8 protein-coding genes, 2 tRNA genes and 2 rRNA genes are annotated in these 13,012 nt (G+C 61.9%); 11 read left to right on the top strand and 1 reads right to left on the bottom strand.

Annotation, left to right across the window (positions count from 1 at the left end; all coding sequences use genetic code 11):
- Positions 1-135: 135 nt before the first annotated feature.
- From phnS to SY91_RS24800, 7 genes are read left to right on the top strand one after another with little or no spacing between them, the layout of a single operon-like run.
- Positions 136-1,227, top strand: coding sequence for a 2-aminoethylphosphonate ABC transporter substrate-binding protein (gene phnS, locus SY91_RS24830; protein WP_023477049.1), 1,092 nt, complete (start codon positions 136-138; stop codon positions 1,225-1,227).
- A gap of 34 nt (positions 1,228-1,261) precedes the next feature.
- Entirely contained in the window at positions 1,262-2,365 is a 1,104-nt protein-coding gene (gene phnT / locus SY91_RS24825; RefSeq protein WP_023477048.1) for a 2-aminoethylphosphonate ABC transport system ATP-binding subunit PhnT, read from the top strand.
- A complete protein-coding gene (gene phnU / locus SY91_RS24820) occupies positions 2,343-3,263 on the top strand; it encodes a 2-aminoethylphosphonate ABC transporter permease subunit (RefSeq protein WP_023477047.1) in 921 nt (306 codons plus the stop codon). The genes phnT and phnU overlap by 23 nt, the downstream gene beginning before the upstream one ends.
- Positions 3,253-4,113, top strand: a complete 861-nt coding sequence (gene phnV, locus SY91_RS24815) for a 2-aminoethylphosphonate ABC transport system, membrane component PhnV (protein WP_023477046.1) — start codon at positions 3,253-3,255, stop codon at positions 4,111-4,113. Before phnU ends, phnV begins: the two co-directional genes overlap by 11 nt.
- The gene (gene phnA / locus SY91_RS24810; RefSeq protein WP_023477045.1) at positions 4,110-5,420 is read left to right on the top strand and encodes a phosphonoacetate hydrolase; all 1,311 of its coding nucleotides are present in this window, start codon (positions 4,110-4,112) and stop codon (positions 5,418-5,420) included. Before phnV ends, phnA begins: the two co-directional genes overlap by 4 nt.
- Positions 5,417-6,871, top strand: a complete 1,455-nt coding sequence (gene phnY, locus SY91_RS24805) for a phosphonoacetaldehyde dehydrogenase (RefSeq protein ID WP_006480497.1) — start codon at positions 5,417-5,419, stop codon at positions 6,869-6,871. The genes phnA and phnY overlap by 4 nt, the downstream gene beginning before the upstream one ends.
- Before the next feature lie 4 nt (positions 6,872-6,875).
- Positions 6,876-7,430, top strand: a complete 555-nt coding sequence (locus SY91_RS24800) for a phosphonate degradation HD-domain oxygenase (RefSeq protein WP_023477044.1) — start codon at positions 6,876-6,878, stop codon at positions 7,428-7,430.
- 99 nt (positions 7,431-7,529) lie between these two features.
- On the opposite strand, the gene SY91_RS24795 is transcribed toward SY91_RS24800, so the two are convergent.
- Complete coding sequence (locus tag SY91_RS24795) at positions 7,530-7,736, bottom strand: hypothetical protein (RefSeq protein ID WP_166488140.1); 207 nt, start codon at positions 7,734-7,736, stop codon at positions 7,530-7,532.
- Positions 7,737-7,937: 201 nt separating this feature from the next.
- Between SY91_RS24795 and SY91_RS24790 the strand changes: the two genes are divergently transcribed.
- The 4 genes from SY91_RS24790 to SY91_RS24775 all read left to right on the top strand — a co-directional run bounded on the left by SY91_RS24790 (position 7,938) and on the right by SY91_RS24775 (position 12,895).
- Positions 7,938-9,470, top strand: a 16S ribosomal RNA gene (locus tag SY91_RS24790).
- Positions 9,471-9,532: 62 nt separating this feature from the next.
- A tRNA-Ile gene (locus SY91_RS24785) sits at positions 9,533-9,609 on the top strand.
- 41 nt (positions 9,610-9,650) lie between these two features.
- Positions 9,651-9,726 (top strand) — tRNA-Ala (locus SY91_RS24780).
- A gap of 289 nt (positions 9,727-10,015) precedes the next feature.
- Positions 10,016-12,895: ribosomal RNA gene (locus tag SY91_RS24775) — 23S ribosomal RNA — on the top strand.
- The 16S and 23S rRNA genes sit together here with 2 tRNA genes alongside, the layout of an rRNA operon.
- The last annotated feature ends 117 nt before the right edge of the window (positions 12,896-13,012 follow it).

Genomic DNA, 13,012 nt, shown 5'->3' with positions numbered 1-13,012 from the left:
TGTGATCCTTCGGTTGCCGCGCGACACCCAGCCTGAGCGCGGTAGCGTGGCGGGCCGTCCAGCGGCCTGCCCGGAGATAACAGGAGAGCCGGATCGTGCCCCGGCCGTTTGGTGTTCCGCCTACGGAGAAGTGAGATGACACTGCAGAAACCCTCGCGCGCCGCTGCCGGCGCGTTCCGCAAGCTCGCGCTGGCCGCGTGCGCCGCCGGTCTGCTGCAAGGCGCCGCGATGCCGGCGCATGCGGCGAACGCGGTCGTGCTGTACACGGCGGACGGCCTCGAGAACCTCTATCGCGATGTGCTGCCGGCTTTCGAGAAGAAGGAAGGCGTGAAGGTCAACATCGTGACGGCGGGCAGCGGCGAGGTGGTGAACCGCGCGAACATCGAGAAGAATTCCCCGAAGGCCGACGTGATCGTCACGTTGCCGCCGTTCATCCAGCAAGCCGGCCAGATGGGCCTGCTGCAGCCGTACCAGAGCGTGAACTACAAGAACGTGCCGGCCATCGCGAAAGCCGAGGACGGCACGTGGGCGACCTTCGTGAACAACTACTTCTCGTTCGCGATCAACCCGGACGTCGTGAAGAACCAGCCGAAGACGTTCGCCGACCTGCTGTCGCCCAGCTATGCCGGCAAGGTCGCGTACTCGAACCCGGCCACGGCCGGCGACGGGATGGCCGTGCTGATCCTGACGATGTCGCTGATGGGCGAGGACAAGGCGTTCGACTACCTCGCGAAGCTGTCGCAGAGCGTGAAGTTCCACACGAAGGGCACCGGCTACCTGAACGTGCTGCTGTCGCGTAACGAGATCAGCGTCGCGAACGGCGATCTGCAGATGGATCTCGACGACGCCGAACACGGCGCGCTGTCCGTCAAGCCGATCTTCCTGGCCGCGAAGGCCGGCGACCAGCCGACCACGTTTCAGCTCCCGTACGGCATCGGCCTGATCAAGAGCGGCCCGAATCAGGACGCCGGCAGGAAGCTGATCGACTACCTGATGTCGACGGAAGTGCAGTCGAAGGTGCCGGACATGTACGGCATCCCGGGCCGCACCGACGTGCCGCTGGCCGGCAAGAACGGCGAAGCAGTGAAGAAGGCGATCGCGGGCGTGAAGCTGATTCCGGTCGACTGGACCCAGGTGATGGCGAAGAAGCCGGAATGGATCGAGCGCTGGAAGAAGGACGTGATCGGCAGCTCGGGCAAGCAGCTCGACGTCGTCAAGCCGAAGTGACCGGCGCACGCCGCCTGTATCAGCGAGCAAGAGGATGAACCCGGTGGACACCACCCTGACCCATCCCGGCGCATTCGGCGCCGCCGAACCGCGCGCGACGCTGCGGTCCGGCGCGCCGGGCGGCGTGCAGATCGAGCATCTGAGCGTGCGCTACGGCGCACGCACGGTGCTGGAAGATCTGTCGCTGTCGATCGGCGCCGGTGAATTTCTGACCGTGCTCGGCAAGAGCGGCTGCGGCAAGACCACGCTGCTGCGCTTCATCGCCGGGTTCGTGAAGGCCGACGGCCTGACCGGCACGCTGACCGTGGCCGGACGCGACCTGACCCATGCGCCGCCGCACAAGCGCAATCTCGGTCTGCTGTTCCAGAATTACGCGCTGTTTCCGCACCTGTCGGTGTTCGAGAACGTCGCATTCGGGCTGCGCGCACGCGGCATGGCGTCGTCGGAAGTGACGCGCCGCGTCGCCGATGCGCTCAAGCTCGTGCAGCTCGGCGACGCGGGCCACCATCTGCCGGCGCAACTGTCGGGCGGGATGCAGCAACGCGTCGCGCTGGCCCGCGCGCTCGTGATCGAGCCCGACGTGCTGCTGCTCGACGAGCCGCTGTCGGCGCTCGACGCCAACCTGCGCGCGTCGGTGCGCAGCGAACTGAAGGCGCTGCACGAGCGCCTGCCGAACCTGACCATCGTCTGCGTGACGCACGACCGCGACGATGCGCTCGTGCTGTCCGACCGCGCGCTGCTGATGCGCGACGGCCACATCGCGCAGCTCGGCACGCCGCAACAGTTGTACGACGCGCCGCGGGACGGCTACGTCGCGCGCTATCTCGGCCCGGCGAACCTGCTGCCGCCGCACGTGATCTTTCCGCTCGGCGATCCGCGCCACGAGGTGCGCGACAAGGTCGCGTGCGTACGCCCCGAGCGTCTCACCGTGATGCCGCCCGCGGCGGGCGGCCTGCACGGCACCGTGTCGTCGGTCGAATGGCAGGGCGCGGATCTGTCGATCGCGGTCGTGATCGACGCGGCGCCCGACGAGCCCGTGCGCGTCACGATGCAACGCGGCCGCGGCGCGGCTCCCGAGCGCGGTGCGCGCGTGTCCCTGCATTGCGAGGCAGACGATGTCGTCCTTATCGAGCCCTGAAGCCGGCCTGCCGCCGCACGTGCTCGCGTCGGCCGCCGCACACGCCGCCGCCGCGCGGCGCCGCAGGCGCATGGGCCATTTGCACCTCGCCGCGCTGGCGATCGTCGTGCTGGGCCCGCTCGTCGTCTATCCGCTGGTGCGGCTCGTGCTGCTGAGCGTGTCGGGCGATCACGGGCTGAGTTTCGCCGCGTACCGCACCTTCTTCGGCAATCCCGACACGCGCAACGTGCTGCTGACGACGCTCGGCGTGCTGTTCGCGAGCGCCGGCACCGCGTCGGTGCTCGGCGTGCTGCTGGCCGCGCTGCTGTTCTTCCGGCCGTTCCCGGGCGCGTCGCTCGTTACGCGCTTCCTGGAGCTGTACGTCGCGTTTCCGTCGTTCCTCGTCGCGTTCACGCTGATCTTCCTGTACGGCTCGCAGGGCTCGATCAGCATCGCGCTGCAGCACCTGTTCCATCTCGAGAATCCGCCGCTCGACTTTCTGTTCGGCATCGGCGGCGTGATTCTCGCGCAGACCGTGTTCTACACGCCGTTCGTCGTGCGGCCGACGCTCGCGTCGTTCGCGACGCTCGACCTGCGGCTGATCGAAGCCGCGCGCAGCCTCGGCGCGTCCGGCTGGATGCTCGCGCGCCGCGTCGTGCTGCCGATCGCATGGCCGGGCATCGCCGCCGGCACCGTGCTGTGCTTTCTGCTGACGCTGAACGAGTTCGGCATCCTGCTTGTGCTCGGCAGCGCGCGGCTCGTCACGCTGCCGGTCGCGATCTACAGCAGCGCGACCGTCGATCTCGACCTGCCGACCGCGTCGGCCGGCGCGGTCGTGATGTTGACGCTGTCGCTGGCGTTGTATGCGGTTTATCGCCGGGTGAACCGGCGTGCGACGGGAGGGAACGATGTCCGCTGAATTCCGTATCGGGCAGGCCGTGCCGCGTCACCCGCCCGGCTGGACCGACGCGCTGCTCAAGCATGCGTCGCGCGCCGCGCTCGCGCTGGCCGCATTCGCGTGCTTCTGGCTGTTCGTGCTGCCGGTCGTCGTCGTCGCGCTGTCGAGCGTGTCGACGCAATGGTCGGGCACGATTCTGCCGGCCGGCTACAGCCTGCGCTGGTTCGAGCGGCTCGGCTCGCCGGAATACGACGCGCTGCTGACCAGCCTCGAAATCGGCTTCGGTGTATCGGCGCTCGGCACGATCCTCGGGCTGTGGCTGGCGCTCGCGCTCGAAGGGCGCGACCGGCGCGGCCTCGGCGCGCTCGTCGACGCGCTCGTGATGGTGCCGAACGGCGTGCCGAGCGTCGTGCTCGGGCTCGCGGTGCTGATTGCGTATCACCAGAAGCCGCTCGACCTGTCGAGCTCGGCGGCGATCGTCGTGCTGGTGCAGCTCGCGCTGATTCTGCCGTTCTGCTATCGCTGCGCGGCCGCCGCGCTGCGCCCGGAACTGACCGTGCTGCGCGAAGCCGCCGCGAGCCTTGGTGCGCCGCCCGCGATGGTGTTGCGCCGCGTGCTGCTGCCGCAGCTCGTGCCGGCGCTGCGCGCGAGCCTCGCGCTCGGCTTCGCGCTGTCGCTCGGCGAGCTCGGCGCAACGCTGACGGTGTATCCGCCCGGCTTCGCGACCGTGCCGATCGTCGTGATCGGCCAGGTGGAGCGCGGTTACTACCTGCCCGCCTCGGCGCTGTCGCTGCTGATGCTCGGCGCATCGCTCGCGGCGCTGCTGCTGATCGCCGCGCGCGTGCCGCGCGGCAAGCGGGCGGCATCATGAACGCCGCGTTCGCGTTGCGGCTCCCCGGCGAGCAACTGGCCGCCGGCAAGGGTTCGTCGGATCTCGCGGGACGCTCGATCGACGTCAACGGCCGGCGCTACCGGTTGCCGGTGGACCCGACCGTCGTCATCTGTGTCGACGGCTGCGAGTATGACTATCTCGAATGCGCGGTGGAAGCCGGCGTCGCGCCGTTCATCGGCCGAATGATCGCGGAAGGCACCGCGTGGCGCGCCGATTGCGTCGTGCCGACCTTCACCAACCCGAACAACCTGTCGATCGTCTGCGGCGTGCCGCCGTCGGTCCACGGCATCTGCGGCAACTATTTCTGGGACCCGGCCGCCGACGGCGGGCGCGGCGCCGAAGTCATGATGAACGACCCGGCCTACCTGCGGGCCGGCACGTTGCTCGCGGCGGCGTCCGACGCCGGCGCGCGGGTGGCCGTCGTGACCGCGAAGGACAAGCTGCGCCGGCTGCTCGGCTGGCAATTGAACGGCATCTGCTTTTCGGCCGAGAAGGCCGCGCAGGCCAATCTCGCGGAAAACGGCATCGTCGACGTGCTCGACTGGGTCGGCCTGCCGTCGCCGGACGTGTACAGCGCGGCGTTGTCCGAATTCGTGTTCGCGGCCGGCGTCCGGCTCGCGCAGACGCGGCAGGTCGACCTGATGTACCTGTCGACCACCGACTACGTGCAGCACAAGTGCGAGCCGGGCAGTGCCGGCGCGAACGCGTTCTACGCGATGATGGACGGCTACCTCGCGCAGCTCGACGCGCTTGGCTGGGCGATCGGCCTCACGGCCGACCACGGGATGAACGCGAAGCACGATCCGGCGACGGGCCGGCCGAACGTGATCTATCTGCAGGATGCCTTCGACGGCTGGTACGGCAAGCAGGCTGCGCGCGTGATCCTGCCGATTACCGATCCGTACGTCGTGCATCACGGGGCGCTCGGTTCGTTTGCGACGATCTACCTGGCGCCGGGCGTCGACCAGGCCGAGGCGATGTGGCGCGTCGGCGGACTCGACGGCGTCGAGCTCGTGCTCGACAACGCGGAAGCCGCCGCTCGTTTCGAACTGCCGGCCGACCGGATCGGCGATCTCGTCGTGATCGGCCGCCGCGACATGACGCTCGGCACCCGCGAGCGCGAACACGATCTGTCGGGGCTCACGGTGCCGTTGCGTTCGCATGGCGGCGTATCCGAGCAGGAAGTGCCGCTGCTGTTCAATCGCCGTATCGAGCGGGACGATCCCGCACGTCGCCCGCGCAACTTCGACGTGTTCGATTTCGTGTTGAACCGGATCGCGACATGATGGCTCATCCGCGGCAGGATCATCCGTCGTTTCGTGCCGAGGCGTTGCGCTGGTGCGGCACGCACGCGATGCGCGAACGCACGCTCGACGTCACGGACCCGTACACGGGCACGCGCGTCGGCACCGCACCGCTCGCCAGCGTCGACGACGTGCGCGCGGCGTTCGATTACGCGATGGCCTATCGGCCGACGCTCACGCGGTACGCGCGCTCGCAGATTCTCGAACGTGCGGCCGCGCTGCTGCGCGAGCGCACGGAGGAAGCGTCCGACCTGATCACGCTCGAGTCGGGGCTGTCGAAACAGGATTCGCGCTACGAGATCGGCCGCGTCGCCGACGTGCTGAAGTTCGCGGCGGTCGAGGCGCTGCGCGACGACGCGCAGAGTTTCTCGTGCGATCTGACGCCCCACGGCAAGGCGCGGCGCGTGTTCTCGCAGCGCCAGCCGCTCGACGGTGTGATCGTCGCGATCACGCCGTTCAATCATCCGATGAACCAGGTCGCGCACAAGATCGCGCCGGCGATCGCGACCAACAACCGCGTGATCGTGAAACCGTCGGAGAAGGTGCCGCTGTCGGCGTTCTATCTGGCCGACTTGCTGTATGAAGCCGGGCTGCCGGAACCGATGCTGCAGGTGCTGACCGGCGACCCTGTCGAAATCGCGGACGAACTCGTCACGCATCCGCATGCGTCGCTGATTACCTTCACGGGCGGCGTCGCGATCGGCAAGGCGATCGCCGCGCGGGCCGGCTACCGGCGCATCGTGCTGGAGCTGGGCGGCAACGATCCGCTGATCGTCCTGGCCGATGCCGATCTCGACCGCGCGGCATCGCTGGCGGTGCTCGGCTCGTACCGGAATTCGGGCCAGCGCTGTACGGCCGTCAAGCGGATGCTGGTGCAGCGCTCGATCGCGCCCGCGTTCACCGAATTGCTCGTCGAGAAGACGCGCGCATGGAAATACGGCGATCCGTTCGATCCCGCGAACGAAATGGGCACGGTGATCGACGAGACGGCGGCGCGGCTGTTCGAGGTACGGGTGAACGAGGCGGTCGCGCAGGGCGCGCGCCTGCTGACCGGCAACGTGCGGCGCGGTGCGCTGTATGCGCCGACCGTGCTCGACAACGTCGATCCGTCGATGACGATCGTGCGCGAGGAGACCTTCGGCCCCGTGTCGCCCGTCATCGCTTTCGATACGATCGACGACGCGATCCGGATCAGCAACGGCACGGCGTTCGGGCTGTCGTCGGGTGTCTGTACGGACAGTACGGCGGCGGTCGTGCGGTTCGTGAACGAGCTGAAGGTCGGTACGGTGAACGTGTGGGAAGTGCCGGGATACCGGATCGAACTGTCGCCGTTCGGCGGGATCAAGGATTCGGGGCTCGGTTACAAGGAAGGCGTCCAGGAGGCGATGAAGAGCTTCACGAACCTGAAGACGTTTTCGCTGCCTTGGGAGTGAACGGATGGCGCTGACGGTGGAAGAGATCCACGGGCTGTATCGCGAGCATGGACATGTGGCCTATAGCGGCGAACCGGTCACGCAGCTCGAACATGCATTGCAGAGCGGATTGCTGGCGGAGGAGTCCGGGGCGGACGAAGCGCTGGTCGCGGCGGCGTTCCTGCATGACCTCGGCCATCTGCTGAACCGCCAGGGCGACACGCCGAGCGCGCGCGGGATCGACGATCTGCATCAGTACTACGTGCTGCCGTTCCTGCGGCCGTTGTTTTCCCATGCGGTGCTGGAGCCGATCCGGCTGCATGTCGACGCGAAGCGCTGCCTGTGCCGCACGGATGCCGGCTACTTCGAGAGCCTGTCGCCGGACTCGGTGCGCAGTCTGGGGTTGCAGGGCGGCATCTTCAGCGAAGAGGAGGCGGTAGCGTTCCTGCGGCGCCCGTTCGCGGAGGACGCGCTGCGCCTGCGCCGCTGGGACGATACGGCGAAGGAGGAAGGCAAGCTGACGCCGGATCTCGATCACTATATGGAGATCGTCGCGCGCCAGGTGCGTGCGGCCTCCTGACGGTTCGGCTGCTTCTATATAAGGCGCCGCACGCGGCAGCGTGCGGCGCCTTATATTTTTCGCGAAACCCCTTGCGCGATCGCCCGGGGATGCATAGAATCACGCCTCTTTCGCGCTAACGGAAACGCGGCGCGGGAGGAAGGGAAGCAGTGCTGTTGAGGTTCGGCGGTAGCGAGCCTCGGCGGTACGGAAGTTGAGCCCCGCGGTCGCAACGAAGTCGTTCAGAAAGTTGTTGACGAGCTGCGAAACACGGTTCATAATCTCGCTTCTCTGCTGCTGAAAACGCAGCGCTGCTGAGGGGTTCAAGATTCCTCGCAGAAATGCTCTTTAAAAATTAACAGCCGATAAGTGTGGGCGCTTGATGGCAGCGAGCTGATCCTCGGATCAGATAGCGAAAGTATCAAGAGTCTCACACTAAAGTAAGTCAGGTTTATGAAGTGATTCATATTCCTGTCAGCTTTGAGTGAGCGACCGGTTCTTAACTGAACCGAAAACAGTAACAGGTTTGAACTGAAGAGTTTGATCCTGGCTCAGATTGAACGCTGGCGGCATGCCTTACACATGCAAGTCGAACGGCAGCACGGGTGCTTGCACCTGGTGGCGAGTGGCGAACGGGTGAGTAATACATCGGAACATGTCCTGTAGTGGGGGATAGCCCGGCGAAAGCCGGATTAATACCGCATACGATCTACGGATGAAAGCGGGGGACCTTCGGGCCTCGCGCTATAGGGTTGGCCGATGGCTGATTAGCTAGTTGGTGGGGTAAAGGCCTACCAAGGCGACGATCAGTAGCTGGTCTGAGAGGACGACCAGCCACACTGGGACTGAGACACGGCCCAGACTCCTACGGGAGGCAGCAGTGGGGAATTTTGGACAATGGGCGAAAGCCTGATCCAGCAATGCCGCGTGTGTGAAGAAGGCCTTCGGGTTGTAAAGCACTTTTGTCCGGAAAGAAATCCTTGGCTCTAATACAGTCGGGGGATGACGGTACCGGAAGAATAAGCACCGGCTAACTACGTGCCAGCAGCCGCGGTAATACGTAGGGTGCGAGCGTTAATCGGAATTACTGGGCGTAAAGCGTGCGCAGGCGGTTTGCTAAGACCGATGTGAAATCCCCGGGCTCAACCTGGGAACTGCATTGGTGACTGGCAGGCTAGAGTATGGCAGAGGGGGGTAGAATTCCACGTGTAGCAGTGAAATGCGTAGAGATGTGGAGGAATACCGATGGCGAAGGCAGCCCCCTGGGCCAATACTGACGCTCATGCACGAAAGCGTGGGGAGCAAACAGGATTAGATACCCTGGTAGTCCACGCCCTAAACGATGTCAACTAGTTGTTGGGGATTCATTTCCTTAGTAACGTAGCTAACGCGTGAAGTTGACCGCCTGGGGAGTACGGTCGCAAGATTAAAACTCAAAGGAATTGACGGGGACCCGCACAAGCGGTGGATGATGTGGATTAATTCGATGCAACGCGAAAAACCTTACCTACCCTTGACATGGTCGGAATCCTGCTGAGAGGTGGGAGTGCTCGAAAGAGAACCGGCGCACAGGTGCTGCATGGCTGTCGTCAGCTCGTGTCGTGAGATGTTGGGTTAAGTCCCGCAACGAGCGCAACCCTTGTCCTTAGTTGCTACGCAAGAGCACTCTAAGGAGACTGCCGGTGACAAACCGGAGGAAGGTGGGGATGACGTCAAGTCCTCATGGCCCTTATGGGTAGGGCTTCACACGTCATACAATGGTCGGAACAGAGGGTTGCCAACCCGCGAGGGGGAGCTAATCCCAGAAAACCGATCGTAGTCCGGATTGCACTCTGCAACTCGAGTGCATGAAGCTGGAATCGCTAGTAATCGCGGATCAGCATGCCGCGGTGAATACGTTCCCGGGTCTTGTACACACCGCCCGTCACACCATGGGAGTGGGTTTTACCAGAAGTGGCTAGTCTAACCGCAAGGAGGACGGTCACCACGGTAGGATTCATGACTGGGGTGAAGTCGTAACAAGGTAGCCGTATCGGAAGGTGCGGCTGGATCACCTCCTTTCCAGAGCTTCTCGCAAAGTTGAGCGCTCACGCTTATCGGCTGTAAATTAAAGACAGACTCAGGGGTCTGTAGCTCAGTCGGTTAGAGCACCGTCTTGATAAGGCGGGGGTCGTTGGTTCGAATCCAACCAGACCCACCACCGTCTTGTGTGGCGGTACACACCTGAGAAATTCTGTACATGGGGGCATAGCTCAGCTGGGAGAGCACCTGCTTTGCAAGCAGGGGGTCGTCGGTTCGATCCCGTCTGCCTCCACCAATCACCAACGCTAAGGGCTTGGTTCAGACACTGAACCGAGAATTTTGCATTGGCGATTGAGCCAGTCAGAGGATATCAACAGATATCGGCTGTCGTTCTTTAACAATCTGGAAGAAGTAAGTAATTTGGATAGCGGAAGCGTCTCGAGATGGACGTGGAAGTTATCCGGGTTGTGATTGTATCGATGTATCTCAAGATGATTCGAACTCTATGTTCGACTTAAATTGGAATACGGCACAACGCGAGAACTCAACCTGTAGCGACTGTCGATGAGACAGACTCGTTATAGGGTCAAGCGAACAAGTGCATGTGGTGGATGCCTTGGCGATCACAGGCGATGAAGGACGCGGTAGCCTGCGAAAAGCTACGGGGAGCTGGCAAACGAGCTTTGATCCGTAGATGTCCGAATGGGGAAACCCGGCCCTTTTGGGTCATCCTAGACTGAATACATAGGTCTAGTGAAGCGAACGCGGTGAACTGAAACATCTAAGTAACCGCAGGAAAAGAAATCAACCGAGATTCCCAAAGTAGTGGCGAGCGAAATGGGATGAGCCTTGCACTCTTTATTTGTATTGTTAGCCGAACGCTCTGGAAAGTGCGGCCATAGCAGGTGATAGCCCTGTAGGCGAAAACAGTATGAAAGAACTAGGTGTGCGACAAGTAGGGCGGGACACGTGAAATCCTGTCTGAAGATGGGGGGACCATCCTCCAAGGCTAAATACTCGTGATCGACCGATAGTGAACCAGTACCGTGAGGGAAAGGCGAAAAGAACCCCGGGAGGGGAGTGAAATAGATCCTGAAACCGCATGCATACAAACAGTCGGAGCCTCGCAAGGGGTGACGGCGTACCTTTTGTATAATGGGTCAGCGACTTACGTTCAGTAGCAAGCTTAACCGTATAGGGCAGGCGTAGCGAAAGCGAGTCCGAATAGGGCGTTCAGTTGCTGGGCGTAGACCCGAAACCAGGTGATCTATCCATGGCCAGGATGAAGGTGCGGTAACACGTACTGGAGGTCCGAACCCACTAACGTTGAAAAGTTAGGGGATGAGCTGTGGATAGGGGTGAAAGGCTAAACAAACCTGGAAATAGCTGGTTCTCTCCGAAAACTATTTAGGTAGTGCCTCGTGTCTCACCTTCGGGGGTAGAGCACTGTCATGGTTGGGGGGTCTATTGCAGATTACCCCGCCATAGCAAACTCCGAATACCGAAGAGTGCAATCACGGGAGACAGACATCGGGTGCTAACGTCCGGTGTCAAGAGGGAAACAACCCAGACCGCCAGCTAAGGTCCCCAAATATAGCTAAGTGGGAAACGAAGTGGGAAGGCTAAAACAGTCAGGAGGTTGGCTTAGAAGCAGCCACCCTTTAAAGAAAGCGTAATAGCTCACTGATCGAGTCGTCCTGCGCGGAAGATGTAACGGGGCTAAGCTATATACCGAAGCTGCGGATGCGAGCTTGCTCGCATGGTAGGAGAGCGTTCCGTAAGCCTGCGAAGGTGCCTTGTAAAGGGTGCTGGAGGTATCGGAAGTGCGAATGCTGACATGAGTAGCGATAAAGGGGGTGAAAGGCCCCCTCGCCGTAAGCCCAAGGTTTCCTACGCAACGTTCATCGGCGTAGGGTGAGTCGGCCCCTAAGGCGAGGCAGAAATGCGTAGCTGATGGGAAGCAGGTCAATATTCCTGCACCATTGTTAGATGCGATGGGGGACGGATCGCGGAAGGTTGTCCGGGTGTTGGAAGTCCCGGTCGCTGCATTGGAGAAGGCGCTTAGGCAAATCCGGGCGCGCAATTCAAGGGTGTGGCGCGAGCTCCTTCGGGAGCGAAGCAATTGGAAGTGGTTCCAAGAAAAGCCTCTAAGCTTCAGTCTAACGATGACCGTACCGCAAACCGACACAGGTGGGCGAGATGAGTATTCTAAGGCGCTTGAGAGAACTCGGGAGAAGGAACTCGGCAAATTGGTACCGTAACTTCGGGATAAGGTACGCCCTTGTAGCTTGACTGGCCTGCGCCAGGAGGGTGAAGGGGTTGCAATAAACTGGTGGCTGCGACTGTTTAATAAAAACACAGCACTCTGCAAACACGAAAGTGGACGTATAGGGTGTGACGCCTGCCCGGTGCCGGAAGATTAAATGATGGGGTGCAAGCTCTTGATTGAAGTCCCGGTAAACGGCGGCCGTAACTATAACGGTCCTAAGGTAGCGAAATTCCTTGTCGGGTAAGTTCCGACCTGCACGAATGGCGTAACGATGGCCACACTGTCTCCTCCCGAGACTCAGCGAAGTTGAAGTGTTTGTGATGATGCAATCTACCCGCGGCTAGACGGAAAGACCCCATGAACCTTTACTGTAGCTTTGCATTGGACTTTGAACCGATCTGTGTAGGATAGGTGGGAGGCTATGAAACCGGAACGCTAGTTTCGGTGGAGCCGTCCTTGAAATACCACCCTGGTTTGTTTGAGGTTCTAACCTTGGCCCGTGATCCGGGTCGGGGACAGTGCATGGTAGGCAGTTTGACTGGGGCGGTCTCCTCCCAAAGCGTAACGGAGGAGTACGAAGGTACGCTAGGTACGGTCGGAAATCGTGCTGATAGTGCAATGGCATAAGCGTGCTTAACTGCGAGACCGACAAGTCGAGCAGGTGCGAAAGCAGGTCATAGTGATCCGGTGGTTCTGTATGGAAGGGCCATCGCTCAACGGATAAAAGGTACTCTGGGGATAACAGGCTGATACCGCCCAAGAGTTCATATCGACGGCGGTGTTTGGCACCTCGATGTCGGCTCATCTCATCCTGGGGCTGTAGCCGGTCCCAAGGGTATGGCTGTTCGCCATTTAAAGAGGTACGTGAGCTGGGTTTAAAACGTCGTGAGACAGTTTGGTCCCTATCTGCCGTGGGCGTTGGATATTTGAAGGGGGCTGCTCCTAGTACGAGAGGACCGGAGTGGACGAACCTCTGGTGTACCGGTTGTCACGCCAGTGGCATCGCCGGGTAGCTATGTTCGGAAGAGATAACCGCTGAAAGCATCTAAGCGGGAAACTCGCCTTAAGATGAGATATCCCTGGGGACTAGATCCCCTTGAAGGGTCGTTCGAGACCAGGACGTTGATAGGTCAGGTGTGTAAGCGCAGTAATGCGTTCAGCTAACTGATACTAATTGCCCGTAAGGCTTGATCCTATAACAAGTCTGCCTTGTAGATCGGCGCCGTGCGACAGCACCGGCCGCGATCCAAAGCGACATGTTGGATTCTCGTGTGTGATACACACAACCTAATTACTGCTTCTTCCAAGATTG

It is taken from the genome of Burkholderia cenocepacia (assembly GCF_014211915.1).
In the GTDB taxonomy this organism is placed as follows: domain Bacteria; phylum Pseudomonadota; class Gammaproteobacteria; order Burkholderiales; family Burkholderiaceae; genus Burkholderia; species Burkholderia orbicola.
This window is presented reverse-complemented; position numbering and strand designations above follow the sequence as displayed.

What these genes read in the sequence shown, in the direction of transcription:
- phnS (WP_023477049.1), top strand. Translation starts at nt 136, where the DNA reads ATGACACTGCAGAAACCCTCGCGCGCCGCTGCCGGCGCGTTCCGCAAG.
- phnT (WP_023477048.1), top strand. Translation starts at nt 1,262, where the DNA reads ATGAACCCGGTGGACACCACCCTGACCCATCCCGGCGCATTCGGCGCC.
- phnU (WP_023477047.1), top strand. Translation starts at nt 2,343, where the DNA reads ATGTCGTCCTTATCGAGCCCTGAAGCCGGCCTGCCGCCGCACGTGCTC.
- phnV (WP_023477046.1), top strand. Translation starts at nt 3,253, where the DNA reads ATGTCCGCTGAATTCCGTATCGGGCAGGCCGTGCCGCGTCACCCGCCC.
- phnA (WP_023477045.1), top strand. Translation starts at nt 4,110, where the DNA reads ATGAACGCCGCGTTCGCGTTGCGGCTCCCCGGCGAGCAACTGGCCGCC.
- phnY (WP_006480497.1), top strand. Translation starts at nt 5,417, where the DNA reads ATGATGGCTCATCCGCGGCAGGATCATCCGTCGTTTCGTGCCGAGGCG.
- SY91_RS24800 (WP_023477044.1), top strand. Translation starts at nt 6,876, where the DNA reads ATGGCGCTGACGGTGGAAGAGATCCACGGGCTGTATCGCGAGCATGGA.